The organism is Streptomyces sp. NPDC052496 (assembly GCF_040679095.1).
In the GTDB taxonomy this organism is placed as follows: domain Bacteria; phylum Actinomycetota; class Actinomycetes; order Streptomycetales; family Streptomycetaceae; genus Streptomyces.
In genome coordinates this window covers 59,844-76,850 of the sequence record NZ_JBFAUH010000013.1, presented here as the reverse complement: position 1 = coordinate 76,850, position 17,007 = coordinate 59,844, and the positions used below count along the sequence as shown (strand labels likewise).

The window sequence follows — 17,007 nt, the reverse complement described above, 5'->3', positions numbered from 1 at the left end:
TCGCGGTGTCGATCCCCGAACGGTACCGGGTGGTTCCGGACGGGTGGCCGGGTCGCGCCCCCGCGGCGTTTCGTCCCCTCGGCCCGGGGTACCCCGGCGGCTCCGCCCGGCCCGCGACGGTGCGGAGGCCCGCATGAGGTGGACGGCGAGGAGGTTCCTGTGAGGCGTACGAGAACGGTGGTCAGCGGCGTGCTGACGGGCATCGGCACGGCCGCGTTCATCGACGAGACGGTCTTCCACCAGCTGCTGCACTGGCACCACTTCTACGACAAGTCGACCACGGACGTCGGCCTGGTGTCCGACGGGCTGTTCCACGCGGGCAGCTGGCTCGCGATGGTGGCGGGCCTGGTGCTGTACGCGGACGTCCGCCGCCGTGGCACGCTGGTGCCCCGGGCGTGGTGGGGCGGGCTGTTCCTGGGGCTGGGCGGGTTCCAGCTCTACGACGGCACGTTCCAGCACAAGGGCCTGGGCATCCACCAGATCCGGTACGGCGTGGATCTGGCGCCGTACGACTGGACGTGGAACGGGACCGCCGTACTGCTCCTGGTGATCGGCGCACTGCTGCTCGTCCGCGCCTCCCGCACGGCACCACGCGCCACCTCGCGTACGGCCGAGCCGCACACCCCGTCCCACACCCGATGACGGCTGCCCTGCCCCCGCCCTTCACCGCGGCCGTCACTGCTGCCGCCGTCCTCGGCTGCCTCGCCTACCTGGCCGCCGCGACCCGGCTGCGCGCCCGCGGCGACGCCTGGCCGTACGGGCGCGACGCGCTGTTCTGCGCGGGCGGCGCGGTGCTCGTGGCAGGTGTCGCCGAGCCCTGGGGCGCCGCGCCGCCGTTCACCGCCCACATGCTCACGCACCTGTGCGTCGGCATGGCCGCCCCGCTGCTCCTGGTGCTGGGCCGCCCGCTGACCCTGGTCCTGCGCACCGCGCCGGTCCCCGTACGCCGCCGCCTGGTGGCCCTGACCCGCTCCCGCTGGGCGACGGTCTGGGCGCTGCTGCCGGTGGCGGCCCTGCTCGACTTCGGCGGGCTGTGGCTGCTGTACCGCACCCCGCTGCTGTCCGTCAGCCACCACAGCCCCTGGCTGAACTCGCTCGTGCACGTGCACATCCTGCTCGCCGGGCTGCTGTTCTCCTTCGGGCTGCTCGCCCTGGATCCCGTACGCCACCAGCCCGGTCCCGGCCTGCGGGCGGCCGTACTGCTGGCCGGGGGTGCGGCGCACGCCGTCCTCGCCAAGTCCCTGTACGCGGCGGGCCCGCCCGGCACCTCCTTCGCCACCGCTGACCTGCACCTGGCCTCACAGGTCATGTACTACGGCGGTGACGCCGTCGAACTGGCGCTGGCGGCCGTGGTGGCGTTCCAGTGGTACCGGGCCGAGGGGCGCGCCCTGCGGCGCGAGCGGCGCGCGGGCCGGCCGGGGGCGCACGGCGCGGCCGCCGCTACCCGGTCGTGAGCAGTTCCAGCTCGGTGGTCAGGTTGCGGCGGGCCACCCGCTCCCACTGCTGCTTGCCGTACGGCGTACGGAACAGGCTCGCCATGCCCAGGAGGTGCCGCAGCACCTCGGTGCGCCCGGCGCGGAACTCCCGGTCCGGCACGAAGCCGTACTCCTCCCGGACGGCGGCGGCGTAGGCCGCGTACTGCTCGGGCGCCCCCGCCAGGACCGCCAGGTCCGCGTCGCACAGGGCCGCGCCGTTGTGGTCGTCGGGGGCCGGGTCGTGGCTCGCGGTGAGGCGTACGAGGCGGGCCACCTCGGCCGTACAGGCGTCGCCGATGCCCAGCTCGGGCAGCGCGCGCTCGGCGAGGGCGGCGCTGCGCTCCTCGTTCTCGGAGCGCTCGGGGCGGTACACGGCGTCGTGGAACCAGGCGGCGAGGCGGACGGCGTCCCAGTCCACGGGCACCCCGGCGTCCAGGTCGGTCGCGTGCACGGCCAGCTCGTCGACGCGGTCCAGCACGGCGATGAGGTGGCCGGTGGAGTGGTACCGGCGCTGCGGCTCGGCCCAGCGGCCGAGCAGGTTGTCCGCGTACGGGGCCGGGTCGGGGTCGGCGGGGCCGCTGCCGCCCCGGGCGCCGGCGACGGCGGTGGCCCAGCGGTGGTGCAGATCCGGGAACGGGTCGGCGCCGCCCCCGAAGTGGGTGTGGGCCGTACCGGACGGAGGTGTCGTGCGAGCCATGCGGCCCATTGTGCCCGGGGGGAGGTCAAGAGGAGGTTTCCGGTCGAGTACCGGGGCGTTGTGGTCCCGGCGGGCGGGGCGGCCCGTACTCTGGGATATTGGACTAGACCTGTCGTCCTCGTTGTCCGTGTCGGCATCCCGTCTCGTCCTGCTGAAGTCGTCACGCCGAAGGAATGGGGACCTATGACCACGCGCGCACTCCTGGAGGTGATCGCGCTCGACGCCGCCGACGCGGTGGCCGCCCAGGCCGGCGGTGCGGACCGCCTCGAACTCGTCAGCGACATGGCCGCCGACGGACTCACCCCGTCGCCGCGGACCGTCGCGGCGGTCCGGGCGGCCGTCGACATCCCGGTACGGGTGATGCTGCGGGCCGCCGACGGCTTCGCGGCGGGCGACGTCGACGCCCTGTGCGCGTCGGCCGCGGCACTGCGGGCCGAAGGCGCGGAGGAGTTCGTCCTCGGCTTCCTCGACGCGGACGGGCGCCCCGACCTGGCGGCCGTACGGGCGGTGGCCGGCGCGGTCGCCGGCTGCCGGTGGACGTTCCACCGGGCCATCGACCGGGCCGCCGACCGCGACGCGCTGCGCAAGGAACTGGCCGGGCTGCCCGGTCTCGACACCTACCTGACGGCGGGCTCGCCCGCCGGCGTCGAGGACGGCCTGCCCACCCTGCTGGCCGAGCGCGCCCGCACGGCCGAGGGCGAGCCCGGCTACGAGCCGCGGCTCCTGATCGGCGGCGGACTGGTCCTCGCCCACCTCCCGGAACTGCTGGCAGCCGGGGTGGACGCCTTCCACATCGGCGGCGCGGCACGCCCCTCCGGGTGGCAGGCACCGGTCGACACGGGCGCCGTGGCGGCGTGGCGTGAGGCGCTGGAGGGGGTGCCGGTCTAAGCCGACACGACCTAGGAGCGGGCGGCGGGAGGGGCGGGGGCCGCGTTCTCGTGCGGGAGCGCGGCTCCTTCGTGGGGGTGCGGTCCCTTTGTGGCTCGGGCCCTTGCCGGTGCGGCCTCCCGCGCCGTCGCGCGCCGCCGCGTCGTCACCACCGCCGAGACCAGTGCCAGCAGGGCGAGCGCCCCGGACACCAGCGGGAACCACCGAGGCCCCAGCAGGCCGACGGCCGCACTGCCCACGCCGCCGCCCGCCGCCATCCCGAGATACAGGGCGCTGCTGTTGAGCGAGAGCAGCAGCGGCGCGTCGGCCGGGTCGAGGGACGCCATCCGGTGGGCCAGCGAGACGGCCGTCGCCCAGGCGAAGAAGTGGACGGCCAGGACGTACACGAGTGCGCCCGCCATGGTCAGGGACAGCCAGGGCAGGGTGAGGTAGCCGGCCGCCGCCACCGCGACGCCGGTGACCATGACGGGCCGTACGCCCAGCCGGTCCACCGCCCGGCCGCCCAGCCAGCTGCCCGCGACCGAGGACAGCCCGCCGGCGAACATGACCAGGGTCAGCCGGCCCGCGTCGCCGCCGGTCGCCGGGCGTACCGCGGTCGCCAGGTAGATGTAGACGCCCTGCACCGCGAGGAAGAAGAGGAACGTGGTGCCGATGCCGCTCAGGACGCGGCGGTTGCCCAGCGGCACGAGGCGTTCACGCAGGCCGGGCGCGGCCGTCGGGGCGGGGATGCCGCGCAGGAGGACGGCGAGGCCGCCGAGCGCCAGGGCGCCGAGCGCGACGACGAGCCACATCGTCAGCCGCCAGTCGGCGTCGCCGATGTAGGTGCCGAGGGGGACGCCGAGGGCGGTCGCGACCGTCATCCCGCCCATGACCGTGGCCAGCGCCCGGCCGCGGCGCTCGGGCGGCACGATCGAGGCGGCGGCCGCGCTGGCGGCGGGGGTGTAGAGCGCGGCGCCGGCCGCGGCCAGCACCCGGGTGGCGAGCAGCAGCGGGTAGGTGGGGGCGAGGGCGCTCAGCGCGTTGCCCAGGGTGAAGACGGTGAGCGCGGTGAGCAGCAGCCGCTGACGCGGCCAGCGGGCCGTCACGGTGGCGAGCGGCGGGGCGAGCACCGCGTACCCGAGCGCGAAGACGGTGACCAGCTGGCCCGCGGCCGGTACGGAGATCTCCAGGTCGGCGGCGATGTCGCCGAGGAGGCCGGCCATCACCATGGTGTCGGTCCCGACGGCGAACGCGCCGAGGGCGAGCAGAAGCAGACGAAGACGCACGGGTGTCCTTCCCGGTACGGCGCGTGCGACGGGTGGGGCAGCCGCGACGCCGGGTAAAGTTTGATGTGCGTCAAACGATATGGATTGTTGGATGGTTGTCAAACAGTCCGGGGCTCGGCAGGGAGAGGAGAACGCCGTGACGGACGTGGAGGAACAGCTGCTGCCGCAGCCGGACACCGCCGACATCGAGCTGGTCAAGGTGTTGCACGCGCTGGGGGATCCGACCCGGATGCACCTCTTCCGGGTCTACGCGTCAGGCGAGCAGCACGACTGCTCCTCCGAACGACTGGGCCTGAGCCACCTGCACAAGTCGACGGTCTCCCACCACATGCGGATCCTGCGCGAGGCCGGGATCGCCTCGACCTGCGCTGTCGGGCGCAACCGCTACGTACGGCTGCGCCGCGCCGACCTCGACGCCCGGTTCCCCGGGCTGGTGGAGTCGCTCCTGGCGTCCATGCCGCCGCTGGAGCAGTGAGGGGACCGGCTCACCCGGCGGACGCGCCCAGCCGCTCCGGCAGGGGCGCCGCGTGGATCACCGTCAGCCCGGAGACCGGACGGGTCAGGCAGACGTACAGGCGGCGCAGGCCGGTGCGTTCGTCCGGTTCGCCGTCGACGATCGCGGCGGGCTCGTCGAGGACCACGTAGTCGTACTCCAGGCCCTTGGCCAGCGTGGCCGGGACCAGCGTCAGGCGGGCCTCCTCGGAGGTCTCCTCGCCGGGCGCCAGCACGGCCAGCCCCGCGGCGTCCAGCGCCGCGCGCAGCGCGGGCAGCCGGGCCTCGGCCGCGATCAGACCGATCGATCCTTCCTTGACCAGCGCTTCGTGGCAGGCGGCGATGACCGCGTCGTCCAGCTCCGCCGCCGGCACCGGCCGGATCGCGAAGTCCCCCGCGGACTCGCGGATCGAGGTCGCCTCGGTCAGGTCGGGCGCGATCGCCGGCAGCAGCCGCGAGGCGTACGAGATCACCTCGCGCGGCACGCGGAAGCCCAGCGTCAGCTCCTCGATCTGCGCCCCCGGCTTGCCCAGGTGGGACAGCGCCTCCTGCCACGTGTCGGTGGACCACGGGGTGGTGCCCTGCGCGATGTCGCCCAGGATCGTCGCCGAACCGGTCGTACAGCGCCGGCCCACCGCCCGGTACTGCATCGGTGACAGGTCCTGCGCCTCGTCCAGCACCACATGGCCCAGGGAGTGCGTACGGGTGACCAGGTCGGCCGCCTCGTCGATCAGCACCGCGTCCGCCGCCGACCACTTGGCGCTCTTCACGCTGCGCGCCGGCTTCGCCCACAGGATCGTCTTCTGCTCCTCGGGCGTCAGGATGCCCGCCGCCTGCTCGGCCAGGAACTCCGCGTCGCCCAGCAGCCGCAGCACCACCTTGGCCGGGTCGACCGGCGGCCACACCTCCTTGACCACGGCCTTGACCGCCGCGTTGCGCGCCACCGCGTCCTGCACCCGGTCGTCCGGCGCCTCGCCGGCCTGCTCCATCCGTACGAGCACCGCGTGCGCGATGCGCTGCGGCAGCGCCTCCCGGGCCGCGCCGTAGCGGATGTCGCGGCGCAGCAGCTCGTCGACGATCTCCTCGATCTCGTACGCCGGCACCCGCCAGCGCCGCGAACCGCGCACCACCACACACGCCTCGGACGGCTGGCGCACGTGCGACCACACCGCCCGCCGCAGCACCTGCGCCAGCCGCGCGTCGCCCTTGACCGTGGCCGCCGCCGCGTCGTCCGTGCCCCGCACCTCGACGTGCGCCACCAGGTCGTCGACCGTGGCCTGCTTGACCTCCAACTCGCCCAGCGCGGGCAGCACCTGCTCGATGTAGTGCAGGAACGAGCGGTTCGGACCGATGACGAGCGTGCCGGAACGGGCCAGCCGCTCCCGGTGCGCGTACAGCAGGTACGCGACCCGGTGCAGGCCCACCGCGGTCTTGCCGGTGCCCGGCGCTCCCTGGACACAGACGGTGCCGCCGATCCCGGCGCGCACGATCTCGTCCTGCTCCGGCTGGATCGTCGCCACGATGTCGCGCATCGGGCCCACGCGCGGCCGTTCGATCTCGGACTGGAGCAGCTTGCTGTGCTGCTCCGCCTCGCCCGGGTCGGTCAGGTGCTCGTCCTCGTACGCGGTCAGCTGCCCGCCCGTGTAGCCGAAGCGGCGGCGCAGCTTGAGGTCCATCGGGTCCTTCTTGGAGGCCCGGTAGAACGGCTGCGAGACCGGCGCGCGCCAGTCGATGACCATGGGGTCGCCGTCGGCGTCGTGGACGTGCCGGCGGCCGATGTAGAAGTTCTCGCCCGCCGCGCCCTCGGCGTCCAGGCCAGGGGCGTGCAGGTAGTCCAGGCGGCCGAAGAAGAGCGGGGTGTGGGCGAGGTCGGCGAGCGCCTTGATACGGGCGTCGACCTCGCCCTGGAGCACTTCGGCGTTGACCCAGTTCACGGTCACGTCGGCGATGTTCAGCGCCTCGGCGTCCGCGCGCATGGCGCGCAGCGCGGCCCGGGAGGCCGCGAGGTGGGCGCGTTCGCGTTCCAGGGGGTCGGAGTGCTCGGGCGCGGGGTCGGTGGCCTGGTCGTGGGCGTGCGAGGGCACGGTGTTGCCTCCGGCGGATCCGGCTACGGTCGTACGTGACGGCGTACGCGTAGGCGTCTTCAGATGCGATCGGGTGCGGGCATCTGCGTTCAGGTGCGTGAAGCGTGGAGCCGGCCGGTTTCCGTGCGGCCGGTGGCACTCCGCTGAGGGAGGCGGGCAGACCGGCGATTGTATCCAGCAGCTTTCGGGGACGCCAACGGATTTCGACGGCGGGGCCGGCCCGCGGCGTCAGGAGCCGGCCCCGTGCCGGGTGCGCCGGACCCTGACGTTCCGCCCGGCCCCGTCCATCTCCCGTAGGGGGCGGGATAGGCCCAGGGGCTGACCGAAGGCCGGGCAGGGATGGGCCCGTGGGCCGATGTGCGGCCCGCCCGCGACAACCATCATGGAGTCATGAGCAGCGCAACCATCACCCCAGGCACCCTGCACCCGGCCCACGGCGCCACCGCCCTCGGCACGGACACCGCCGGCGCGCAGCGCACCCACGAGCAGCGCCACATGGTGGGCAACGTCTTCCGCGCGGTCAAGGTCTTCGCCGCCGCCGCGGTCAGCGTCGTCCTCCTCGGGGAGTACGCGGACGACTGAGCCCGCTCCGAGCTCCGAGTGCGGCCCCGCCCGCCGTTCCGAGCTCCGAGTGCGGCCCCGCCCGCCGCTCCGAGCTCCGAGTGCGGCCCCGCCCGCCGCTCCGCTCCCGCCCGTAGACTCCTTTTCACCTCTGTCGGACACCCAATCAGCAACCGGATGACCGGAAACCGTTACAAACAGTCGGTCTCGATCGACTAGCGTCACCGCAGACAGCGTGCGTCCGGCGACGAGGAGGGGCTCAACAAGTGTCTGCCGCCGAGGGGACGCGGTCGGAACCGCACAGACGGCCGTGGACGCGGCATCTCACGCGCCCGGACCGGAAGACGATCGCCGCGGCGGGACTGCTCGTGGTGTCGCTGGCCGCGCTGGCCACCGTCTTCCAGCTCGTCGAACTGTCCATGTCGGACATAGTGGTCTACCGGGCCGAAGGGGAGGCCGCGGCGTCCGGCGGCGACCTGTACGGCTTCACCGTCACCGAGTGGAACCTCCCCGCGACGTACCCGCCCTTCGCCGCCCTGCTGTTCATCCCGACGACCTGGCTGCCGACCGGCGCCCTCAAGGTCGCCTCCGTCCTCGTCAACGTGGCCCTCGTCCCGGTCCTGCTGCACCTCTCGTACAAGGCCGCGTACGTCACCGGCACCAGCGACCCGGCGGGTGTGTCCCGGCTGCGGAGCGCGCGCACCCTGCCCGTCGTGCTCACCGCCACCGCGCTCGCCATCTGGCTCGAACCGTTCTTCCAGACGCTCGTCTTCGGGCAGATCAACATCGCCCTGACCTGCCTCGTCCTGTGGGACCTGGGCCGCCCGGACGGTGCCCGCCTGAAGGGCTTCGCCGTCGGCCTCGCCACGGGCATCAAGCTCACCCCGGCCGTGTTCGCCGTCTACCTGCTGATCACCGGCCGGGTACGGGCCGCCTGCACCGCCCTGGCCGGCTTCGTGTGCTCCGTGCTGCTCGGGGTGCTCGTCCTGCCGGACGCCAGTGTGGAGTTCTGGACGCGGCGGATGTTCGAGACCGGCCGGGTCGGCAAGGTGTGGATCGTCGACAACCAGTCCCTGCAAGGCCTGCTGGCCCGCTGCCTGCACACCCAGGAACCGGGCCTGGTGTGGGCGGGCGCGGCGCTGCTGACCGGCATGGCCGGCCTCTTCGTCGCCCGCCGGGTGTACCTGCGGCGCGGCCTGGACTCCTGGGGCGTGCTGTGCACCGCGGTCACGGCCCTGCTCGTCTCGCCGATCAGCTGGTCCCACCACTGGGTGTGGTGCGTGCCGCTGCTGGTCGCCCTCGGGGCGCACGTCCGCGGCGTACGGTGGCGCCGGGTACTCCTCGCGGCCGTGGCGCTCGCCTTCACGGCCCGCACGATGTGGGTGCTCCCGCACCAGGGCGACCTGGACCTGCGGCTCTCCTGGTGGCAGCAGCCGCTGGCGGCCCCGTACCCGCTCCTGGGGCTGGCGATGCTGGCAGCGGTGGCCTGGTGGAGCCGCCGGCCCCCGGCCGTCCCGCTGTCCGTCCTGGCCCGCCGCCCGTTCCCCCTGCCGCGCAGCGCCCGCCGCTCCCCGGAACTGAGCGCCCACGTCCCCGGACGCTGAACCGTCCGGGGCCGGACGCTCACCCCCCTCATCCGCTCAGCCACTCATCCCTCGGCCGGCAGCTCCGTAGCGTCCACGATCCGGTACGCGTACCCCTGCTCCGCCAGGAAGCGCTGGCGGTGCGCCGCGAAGTCCTGGTCGACGGTGTCGCGGGCGACGACCGAGTAGAACCGCGCCTCGTGCCCGTCGGCCTTGGGCCGCAGCACCCGCCCCAGCCGCTGCGCCTCCTCCTGCCGCGACCCGAACGTGCCCGACACCTGGATCGCGACCGTCGCCTCCGGCAGGTCGATCGAGAAGTTCGCGACCTTGGAGACGACCAGTACGGAGATCTCACCCTCCCGGAACGCGTCGAAGAGCTTCTCGCGCTGCGCGTTGGTCGTCTCCCCCTTGATGACCGGCGCGCCCAGGTGCTCACCCAGTTCGTCGAGCTGGTCGATGTACTGCCCGATCACCAGGGTCTGCTCGCCCTTGTGCCGCCGCACCAGCGCCTCGGTCACACTCTGCTTGCTGGCCGTCGTCGCGCAGTACCGGTACTTCTCCTCCGGCTCGGCCGTCGCGTACGCCAGCCGCTCCGACTCGGTCAGGCTGACCCGTACCTCGACACAGTCCGCCGGCGCGATGTACCCCTGCGCCTCGATCTCCTTCCACGGCGCGTCGAAGCGCTTCGGGCCGATCAGCGAGAAGACGTCCGACTCCCGGCCGTCCTCCCGTACGAGTGTCGCCGTCAGCCCCAGCCGCCGCCGCGCCTGGAGATCGGCGGTGAACTTGAAGACCGGCGCGGGCAGCAGGTGCACCTCGTCATAGATGATCAGCCCCCAGTCCCGCGAGTCGAACAGCTCCAGGTGCGGGTAGACGCCCTTCCGCTTGGTCGTCAGCACCTGGTACGTGGCGATCGTGACCGGCCGGATCTCCTTCTTCGTACCGCTGTACTCGCCGACCTCGTCCTCGGTCAGCGACGTCCGCCTGACCAGCTCGTGCTTCCACTGCCGCGCCGAGACCGTGTTGGTGACCAGGATCAGCGTGGTCGCCTTGGCCCGCGCCATCGCACCGGCCCCGACCAGCGTCTTCCCCGCACCACAGGGAAGCACCACCACGCCCGAACCACCGTGCCAGAAGCCTTCCACGGCCTGCTGCTGATACGGCCGCAGCGCCCAGCCGTCCTCGTCCAGCTCGATCGGATGCGCCTCGCCGTCCACATACCCGGCCAGGTCCTCGGCCGGCCAGCCCAGCTTGAGCAGCGTCTGCTTGATCTGCCCGCGCTCGGACGGGTGGACCACCACCGTGTCCGGGTCCAGCCGTGCCCCCACCAGCGGCTGCACCTTCTTCGACCGCAGGACCTCCTCCAGCACCGGCCGGTCGGTGGTGGTGAGCACCAGCCCGTGCGCCGGGTGCTTGGACAGCGTCAGCCGCCCGTACCGCGACATGGTCTCGGCGATGTCCACCAGCAGCGCGTGCGGCACCGGATACCGCGAGAACCCGACCAGCGCGTCCACGACCTGCTCGGCGTCGTGCCCGGCGGCCCGCGCGTTCCACAGCCCGAGCGGCGTCACCCGGTACGTGTGCATGTGCTCGGGCGCCCGCTCCAGCTCCGCGAACGGCGCGATGGCCCGCCGGCACGCCTCCGCCTGCTCGTGGTCGACTTCCAGCAGCAGCGTCTTGTCGCTCTGGACGATGAGAGGTCCGTTCACGCGCCTCGCCTTTCGCGTCACCTGCACCCGGCCGTTCCCCAGCCCGACCGCGGCACCCGGCCGTCCGTACGGCCAAACGTCCAGTGTGCCGCATTGCCGCACGGGGGCGGGCCGATGGCGGGGACGGGAGCGAAGGAGGCCTGGGCCCTTGCGAAACCACACCGTACGCAGCCGCAGGTGTGTACATTCTCCGTATGGACGACGAGACGTATCCGCTCGTGCAGGCCCGCAACGAGCTCGGACAACTGGTCAGCCGGGTGCGCCACGGTCACGCGCACATCGTGATCAGCGAATACGGCAAGCCTGCCGCCGCTCTGATCCCGATAGACGAGCTGGAGGAACTTCGCCGGCTGCGCGATGAGGCCGACATCACCGAAGCGAGCCGTCGCAGAGCCGCCCCCACCGGGGAGGCGAAGACGCACGAGGCGTTCATGGCCGAGCTGGAAGCGGAAGACCGCCGGGCAGCCGCTTCGTGACCTATACCGTCGTATGGGAGCACCAAGCCATGGACGAGTTCCGCCGCCTTCGCCACATCGATCCTGCGGGCGCCAAGGAATGCGCGACGGCGGTCCGGGGCCTGGCCACGGATCCGCGTCCCCCGCAGGCACGTGAGCTGGGCGGATCTGGTTACTGGCGGCTGCCGGTCGGAGACTGGCGAGTCCTGTACCAGCCCGAGGAGACAACCGTCACTGTGAGCGTCCTGAAGGTCGGCCGTAGTCGTTGACCCGATCCGGGCACGGTTCGGCCTGGCGGGAGGGCGAGGTCTCGTCCGCTTCTTCGCCCCCTCACGAAGCCGTCTCGTCCGCCAGCTCCGCGACGCCCGTGATGCGGTGGAGGGGGAAGGTGCGGACCTCGTCGGCGGTGTGGTCGTAGGCGGTGACGAAGCCGCCTTCCACGCGGACGGGGGCGATGACGCGCTGGCTGGCGGCGCCGTCGGCGTTGACGTAGCCGATCCAGAGGGTGGCGTTGGTCAGGACGGCGGCCTGCATGGTGGCGAGGGTCTCGGCGGAGGTGGTGCGGGGGAGGGCGCCGGGGGCCGGGGTGGGGGTGGTTGTCGGCTTGCGTTCGGCGGTTGCGGCGAGGTCGCCGGCGCGGATGGCACGGACCGCCGCTTCGAGGAGGGTGGGGTCGGGGGCGGGCGGGCCCTCGGGGACCGGGGTGGGCGCGGTGCGCGGCGGGGTGCGGTAGGCGTCCGGGCGGGCGATCAGGACGTCGCCCTCGGCGGATTCGGCGGCGGGGGCGTAGCCCATCGCGCGCAGGCCCTCCAGGAGCTGGTCGGGCGGGGTGGCCGAGGCGAGCACGGTCGGGGCGAGCCGGCGCAGGCGCAGGCCGACGGCGCGGCGGTCGGCGAGGATCTCGGTGAGCAGCGCGTCGTCGTCGCAGCGTACGTACGCGGAGGCCGCGCCGACGCGGAGCCGGCCGTGGCGCCGGGCCACGTCGTCGATGAGGTAGGCGAGCGGCTGCGGCACCGGGGTGCGGGAGTGGGTGGCGAGGAAGGACTGCAGCTCGGCGGCGGAGCGGCCGGCGTCCAGGGCGCGGCGCACGGAGGCCGGGGTGAAGCGGTAGACGGTGGCGCCGCCCTTGGACTCGACGTCGGCGAGCACCCCGAGCGCGTCGGCGAGGGGGCGTTCGAGGGGGCCGGGGGCGACGGCGGTCAGGTCGGCCTGGAGGAGGACGTGGTCGAGGGGTTCGGGGAGGAGGGGCGCGAGGAGGGCGGCGGCGCGGGTGGCGGGGGCCTCGGGGTGCGCGGGGTCGGTGGCGGAGCCGGCAGTGCTGCCGGAGCCGGTGCCGGTCCCGGTGGACAGGAGGGCGCGGGTGTGGGTGGCGAGGGCGCCGCGGCCGGTGATGCCGAGGAGTTCGGCCTCGGTGAGCGTCCACCGGGCGATTCGGGAGCGCAGGTCGTCGGCGGCGGCCGGGCCCGCGTTGCGGGCGGCGTCGGCGGCGGGGACGGACGCGGGGCTCGCGTCGGGGCGGCGCGCGGCGGCCGTCCTGGAGCTGCCGTTCGTGGCGGGGGCTGCCGCCGCCTGGGCCGCGCCGCGCAGCGGGCGTTCCCAGCGGAGCCGGTCCAGTACGGCTTCGGCCGGTACGGACGTGCCGGGGGGCAGGGAGGCGAGCAGGGCGAGTGTCCGGCGGCGTACCTCGGGCGCCGCGGAACGGTCCAGGTTCGGGCCGAGCGCGGACAGGGTGCGGCCCTTCGGGTCAGGGGTGCCGACCAGTCCTGCCGTACGGGTCGCCGCCAGCCAGGACTCCGCCAGCCGGGCCCAGCGCTGCTCCGCCGGGAGCCGGCGCCAGTCCTCGGCGGCGGGGGTGGGCGCGTACCGTTCGTCGGCCTCGCCGTCGGACGCCAGCAGCCCGGCGCCGTAAGCCAGTTCCAGCCAGAAGGCGGCGGTCTCTTCGGTGACGTCCAGGGCGGCGGCGGTCCGCTTGAGGTCGCGGACGGACAGGCCTCCGGCGCGCAGCACGCCGGGCCCGCCGAGGTCCCACTCCTTGAGCAGCTCCTCGACGGTGGCCAGCGCGGTGAACGCCTGGCCGGCGGCGGCGCTGTCCACAAGCTGTGGATCGCGTTCGGTGGAGGGCGCGAGGGCGGGCGGCAACGGCTCGGGCACGCGGTGCGCGCGCCCCGCGCGCAGGTGGAGCGCGGCCTCACGGGGCAGCACGACGTTGCGCGGCCCGGCGGGCAGCAGCACGCCCCGGTCGAGGAGCCACCGCAGGTGCGCGGCGGGCCGGTCGGTGACGGCCCCGTACGGCGGGCCCCAGACCAGCCGGTCCAGGACGCCGTGCGCCTCCTCGGGGGCCTCCGCGAGCAGCGCGGCCATCCGCGTACGGTCCTCGAACAGCGCGGTCAGGGCGGCGACGGCGGTCACCGGGTCGTGGGTCGGGGCCAGCCCGGCGGCGGCCAGGATCTCCTGGAGGCGGCCGGGCGACATGCCGGACGTGGCCTCGGCGACGGTGGGGCCCAGGCCGGTGGGGGAGGGGTGCGCGGGACCGGGCGCGAGCAGTTCGCGGGCCGTGCGGACGAGGCGCAGCCGGTCGTCACCGCCCCAGACCAGCGCCTGGTCGCGCAGGGTGCGCAGGGCGCGGGGCAGTTCGGCGGGGATGGCGGCGAGGGCCGCCCCGTCCGGAGCGTCGGCTCCTCCGGTCTCTCCGGGCCCGTCAGCTCCTTCGGCCCCGGCCGTACTGTCCGCCCCCGCGTCCCCCGCCATCAGCGCGAGCAGCGTCTCGTACGGGCAGGGGTCCGGTGCCACCGCCAGCGCCTCGGCGGTCTGCAGCGCGAAGCGGTCCAGGCGCTCGACGGCCCGGACGACCGAGGCGCGGGTGCCGGCCCGGGTGGCGAGCTGGGTCAGATCGCCGGGGACCGGGTTGAGCAGGTCGGGGCGGGCCCGCAGCAGGCCGGCGAGCCCGCTGTCGGGGCGGGTGCGGAGCTCTTCGGCGAGCGTGCGGGGTGTTTCACTCATCCGCTACACGGTAGCGGGGGCATGTGACGATGTCGGGTGCGGCGCCGCGCCGCCGGCACCGGCCGGTACGCGCCCCACGCGGGCCGGTCGGCCTCGCCACCCCCGTGGGACGGGCGATCGGGGGTACGGTCTCGGGAGGGAACCGGGCTGTGCCACAGGGGATTTCGTGGGGATCGAGAGCGACCAGCTGGTCTTTGACTATCTGAGCCGGGTCGGTGATCTGGCCCAGCAGCGCGGGCTGTCCTCCGGGGCGCGGATGCGCCTGGTGGCCGAGCTGCGGGCACAGGTGGACGCGGCGAAGCCGGACACGGTGCCCGGGGTCAGACGCGTGCTGGCCCGGCTCGGTACGCCGGAGGCGGTGGTGTCCGCGGCGGGCGGCAGCGCTCCGCCGGCCGAGCGGACACCGCGGGCGGGGGCGGAACCGCCGCCGCGGCCGGGCCTGCGCGACAAACTGGGTGGCGCCGCGCGCCGCTTCGGCCAGGGCGGCGGTGCGGGCGGCCGTACGAACGCCGGTGGGGGCAGCGGTACGGGCCTTCCCGGCGAAGCGAGCGGAACCACTGGTTCCGGCGGTCATGACGGCGCCACGGCCAAGCGCCACAGCCCGCCTACGCGCGACGGCGCGCCCACGAGCGACAGCCCGCCGACGAGGAGCAACCTCCACAAGAACGACAACATCCGCAAGAACGTCAACCTGCCCGAGAACGACACCCCGCCCAGGAACCACAGCTCCCCCAGGACCAGCGGCCTCCCGAGCCTCTCCGGCCTGGGCGAAGGGCTGCGCGGCCTGGCCGGCAAGGTCCCCGCCCCGCGCGACGGCAGGCGCCGCTCGGCCCGCGCGCGGGAGCCGGAGCCGCCGCCGCCCGCGTCCCCGCCGCACCTCGCGGGCTTCGACGAGCTCGGCGACAGCACCGTGGCCTTCGGCGAGGGGGCCGGCGAGCCCGACTGGTGGCGCGTGGCGGAGGGCCCGTTCGCGCCGTACGGGCCGTACGAGCCCGGCGAGACGGTGCCCGGCTTCGTCGGCGGCATCGAGATCCCCGAGATCCGCGAGCGCCCGCCGGGGGAGCGGCAGGACGGCCCGCTGTCCCTGGAGAAGGGCGAGCGCGACGAGGACGGTGAGGAGGCCGGGGACGAGGAGGCGGACGGCGAGCCCGGCGAGGAGACGGCCGCTGTGCCCCGCACCGGCGTGCTGCCGCGCGTCCTCGCGTGGCGGCGGCGGTCGGCCGCGGCCGAGCCGTACGCCGAGGACCCGGAGCCGGTCGAGTACGTGCAGGCCGCGCGGCCGCCGCTCAGCCCCGTCCTGCTGCTGGCGGTGCTGCTGCTGGTCGCGGGCGCGGTGCTGGGTTCGTGGCTGGCGCTGGCCGGCGGCTGGGTGCTCGCGTACACGTCCCGGCGGCTGCTGCGCGGCGAGGCGAAGTTCGCGGCGCTCGGCGTGCCGGGGGTGGTCGTGGGCGGACTGGTGGTGTGGCTGTGGGGCCGCGTGGACGGGCGGTGGGGCGAGCCCATCGCCGAGGGGCAGCTCGGGCACGAGCTGGCCGGTGTGCTGCCGGTGGTGGTGCGGGTCGCGGCCGTCGCCTCGGCGCTGTTCCTGGTGTGGCGGATGCGGCGGCAGCCGCGCTGAGTGACGGCGGGCCCGGACAGGCCCGCCGCTCCGCCTACTTCTTCGCCAGCTTCTCCTGCAACTGCGCCAGGATCTTGCCGGCCGCCGTGTAGCCGATGCCCTGGATCCACAGTTCGTCGTCGACGCGGAAGGTGCGGCCGTTCCTGGCCGCCTTCATGTTCTTCCACAGCGCCCCGCCGGTGACCTGCGACTCCTTGGACTTCTCGGGGCTGCCGTACGCCGTGTAGAAGACCGCGTCCGCGTCGGCCCGGGTGATCTGCTCCGCGCTGACCTCGGCCATCATGCCGTCCGGCGCGTCCTGCACCACGCTGGTCGGGCCGGTGCCGACGTCGTCGAGGACGGTGCCGATGTAGCTGCGGCAGCCGTAGATGCGGGTGTCGGCGCCCTCGACGAAGCGGACCACGTTGACCGTCGTGCGCTGGACCGCCGCGGCCCCGCCCAGCGCCGCGGTGACGCGCTCGGCGTGTGCCTCGTACGCCGCCGCCACCCGCCTGGCCTGGGGGATCCTGCCCAGTGCGGCGGCGTGCGTGGCGAAGTTCTGCTTCCACGGGTAGCCGGTGGTCTCCGTCATGACCGTGGGCGCGATGGCCTTCAGCTGCTCGTACCGCTTGCCGTCGCGCACCTTGCTGGTGAGGATCAGGTCGGGCTTGAGCGCGGCCACCGCCTCCAGGTTCGGCGCGCCGATCCGGCCGACGTCCTCGATACCGGTGAGCTTGTCCTTCGGCAGGTAGTCCAGGAAGCCGCCGGCCACGTCGGAGCGGGTGGCGCCGACCGGCCGCACCCCGAGCGTGATCGCGGAGTCCAGCTCCGCGGTGTCCAGCACCACCACGCGCCGCGGCGCGGCGGGCACCTCCACCTCGCCCTGTGCCGTACGGACCCGGTGCGTGCCCGTGCCGGACGCGGGCCGCGCCCAGGTGGTGGCGGGCTGGGCCGGGCAGTCGGCGGCCTTCGCGGAACCGCCGTCGGAACGGCCCGTACCGGACGATCCGCCCGGACCGCAGGCGGTCAGCGTCACGGAAGCGGCCAGCGCGGCAGCCACGGCGACCGCGGCACGACGGCGCCCGGCCCGCGGAACCGGACGGTGAGCCAGGCGCGGAACCGGACGGGAAACCAGGCGCGGAACCGGACAGCGATCTGCGGAGAGCGGCATGACAAGCCCCTTCGGCTGGACTGGACGCAC

The 17,007-nt window shown here is 74.4% G+C and carries 15 protein-coding genes; 9 read left to right on the top strand and 6 right to left on the bottom strand.

The features are described 5' to 3' along the window. Positions 1-159 precede the first annotated feature (159 nt). Entirely contained in the window at positions 160-642 is a 483-nt protein-coding gene (locus tag AB0L45_RS18560; RefSeq protein ID WP_365841100.1) for a DUF2243 domain-containing protein, read from the top strand. After that, complete coding sequence (locus AB0L45_RS18555; RefSeq protein ID WP_365841098.1) at positions 639-1,454, top strand: cytochrome c oxidase assembly protein; 816 nt, start codon at positions 639-641, stop codon at positions 1,452-1,454. Before AB0L45_RS18560 ends, AB0L45_RS18555 begins: the two co-directional genes overlap by 4 nt. Here the strand turns inward: AB0L45_RS18555 and AB0L45_RS18550 are convergent. Beyond that, positions 1,441-2,172, bottom strand: coding sequence for a hypothetical protein (locus tag AB0L45_RS18550; RefSeq protein ID WP_365841096.1), 732 nt, complete (start codon positions 2,170-2,172; stop codon positions 1,441-1,443). The two genes, AB0L45_RS18555 and AB0L45_RS18550, sit on opposite strands and share 14 nt — an antisense overlap. Positions 2,173-2,355: 183 nt before the next feature. Between AB0L45_RS18550 and AB0L45_RS18545 the strand changes: the two genes are divergently transcribed. Further along, positions 2,356-3,060 (top strand): copper homeostasis protein CutC, encoded by a 705-nt coding sequence (locus AB0L45_RS18545; RefSeq protein ID WP_365841094.1) that lies wholly within the window; start codon positions 2,356-2,358, stop codon positions 3,058-3,060. 11 nt (positions 3,061-3,071) lie between these two features. Here AB0L45_RS18545 and AB0L45_RS18540 read toward each other — a convergent pair whose 3' ends face one another. Further along, complete coding sequence (locus tag AB0L45_RS18540; RefSeq protein ID WP_365841092.1) at positions 3,072-4,325, bottom strand: MFS transporter; 1,254 nt, start codon at positions 4,323-4,325, stop codon at positions 3,072-3,074. 136 nt (positions 4,326-4,461) lie between these two features. Here AB0L45_RS18540 and AB0L45_RS18535 point away from each other — a divergent pair, with 136 nt between their 5' ends. Beyond that, on the top strand, positions 4,462-4,800 hold the full coding sequence (locus AB0L45_RS18535) for an ArsR family transcriptional regulator (RefSeq protein WP_365841090.1): 339 nt from the start codon (positions 4,462-4,464) through the stop codon (positions 4,798-4,800). A 10-nt stretch (positions 4,801-4,810) separates the two neighbouring features. Here the strand turns inward: AB0L45_RS18535 and AB0L45_RS18530 are convergent, their stop codons facing one another. Then, positions 4,811-6,901 (bottom strand): AAA family ATPase, encoded by a 2,091-nt coding sequence (locus AB0L45_RS18530; protein ID WP_365841088.1) that lies wholly within the window; start codon positions 6,899-6,901, stop codon positions 4,811-4,813. A gap of 390 nt (positions 6,902-7,291) precedes the next feature. Between AB0L45_RS18530 and AB0L45_RS18525 the strand changes: the two genes are divergently transcribed. Both AB0L45_RS18525 and AB0L45_RS18520 read left to right on the top strand, forming a co-directional pair. Beyond that, positions 7,292-7,483 carry a hypothetical protein gene (locus AB0L45_RS18525; RefSeq protein WP_365841086.1) on the top strand — a complete coding sequence of 64 codons (192 nt, stop codon included), beginning with the start codon at positions 7,292-7,294 and terminating at the stop codon, positions 7,481-7,483. Between the two features lie 398 nt (positions 7,484-7,881). Next, a complete protein-coding gene (locus tag AB0L45_RS18520) occupies positions 7,882-9,066 on the top strand; it encodes a glycosyltransferase 87 family protein (RefSeq protein WP_365841363.1) in 1,185 nt (394 codons plus the stop codon). 44 nt (positions 9,067-9,110) lie between these two features. On the opposite strand, the gene AB0L45_RS18515 is transcribed toward AB0L45_RS18520, so the two are convergent. Next, positions 9,111-10,754: a DNA repair helicase XPB gene (locus tag AB0L45_RS18515; protein ID WP_365841084.1), complete on the bottom strand. Its 1,644-nt coding sequence runs from the start codon at positions 10,752-10,754 to the stop codon at positions 9,111-9,113. Positions 10,755-10,948: 194 nt separating this feature from the next. Between AB0L45_RS18515 and AB0L45_RS18510 the strand changes: the two genes are divergently transcribed. Further along, positions 10,949-11,230: a type II toxin-antitoxin system prevent-host-death family antitoxin gene (locus AB0L45_RS18510; RefSeq protein WP_365841082.1), complete on the top strand. Its 282-nt coding sequence runs from the start codon at positions 10,949-10,951 to the stop codon at positions 11,228-11,230. Beyond that, positions 11,227-11,478 (top strand): type II toxin-antitoxin system RelE/ParE family toxin, encoded by a 252-nt coding sequence (locus tag AB0L45_RS18505; RefSeq protein ID WP_365841080.1) that lies wholly within the window; start codon positions 11,227-11,229, stop codon positions 11,476-11,478. The genes AB0L45_RS18510 and AB0L45_RS18505 overlap by 4 nt, the downstream gene beginning before the upstream one ends. A gap of 61 nt (positions 11,479-11,539) precedes the next feature. On the opposite strand, the gene AB0L45_RS18500 is transcribed toward AB0L45_RS18505, so the two are convergent. Beyond that, on the bottom strand, positions 11,540-14,209 hold the full coding sequence (locus tag AB0L45_RS18500; RefSeq protein WP_365841078.1) for a helicase-associated domain-containing protein: 2,670 nt from the start codon (positions 14,207-14,209) through the stop codon (positions 11,540-11,542). Between the two features lie 166 nt (positions 14,210-14,375). On the opposite strand from AB0L45_RS18500, the gene AB0L45_RS18495 reads away from it, so the two are divergent. Beyond that, a complete protein-coding gene (locus AB0L45_RS18495) occupies positions 14,376-15,827 on the top strand; it encodes a hypothetical protein (protein WP_365841077.1) in 1,452 nt (483 codons plus the stop codon). 34 nt (positions 15,828-15,861) lie between these two features. Here AB0L45_RS18495 and AB0L45_RS18490 read toward each other — a convergent pair whose 3' ends face one another. Then, on the bottom strand, positions 15,862-16,866 hold the full coding sequence (locus AB0L45_RS18490) for an iron-siderophore ABC transporter substrate-binding protein (protein ID WP_365841075.1): 1,005 nt from the start codon (positions 16,864-16,866) through the stop codon (positions 15,862-15,864). Positions 16,867-17,007 lie beyond the last annotated feature (141 nt).

Excerpts from the sequence above, each read along its gene's own strand:
- AB0L45_RS18555 (WP_365841098.1), top strand. The coding sequence starts at position 639 with ATGACGGCTGCCCTGCCCCCGCCCTTCACCGCGGCCGTCACTGCTGCC.
- AB0L45_RS18550 (WP_365841096.1), bottom strand. The coding sequence starts at position 2,172 with ATGGCTCGCACGACACCTCCGTCCGGTACGGCCCACACCCACTTCGGG.
- AB0L45_RS18545 (WP_365841094.1), top strand. The coding sequence starts at position 2,356 with ATGACCACGCGCGCACTCCTGGAGGTGATCGCGCTCGACGCCGCCGAC.
- AB0L45_RS18525 (WP_365841086.1), top strand. The coding sequence starts at position 7,292 with ATGAGCAGCGCAACCATCACCCCAGGCACCCTGCACCCGGCCCACGGC.
- AB0L45_RS18520 (WP_365841363.1), top strand. The coding sequence starts at position 7,882 with ATGTCGGACATAGTGGTCTACCGGGCCGAAGGGGAGGCCGCGGCGTCC.
- AB0L45_RS18510 (WP_365841082.1), top strand. The coding sequence starts at position 10,949 with ATGGACGACGAGACGTATCCGCTCGTGCAGGCCCGCAACGAGCTCGGA.
- AB0L45_RS18500 (WP_365841078.1), bottom strand. The coding sequence starts at position 14,209 with ATGAGTGAAACACCCCGCACGCTCGCCGAAGAGCTCCGCACCCGCCCC.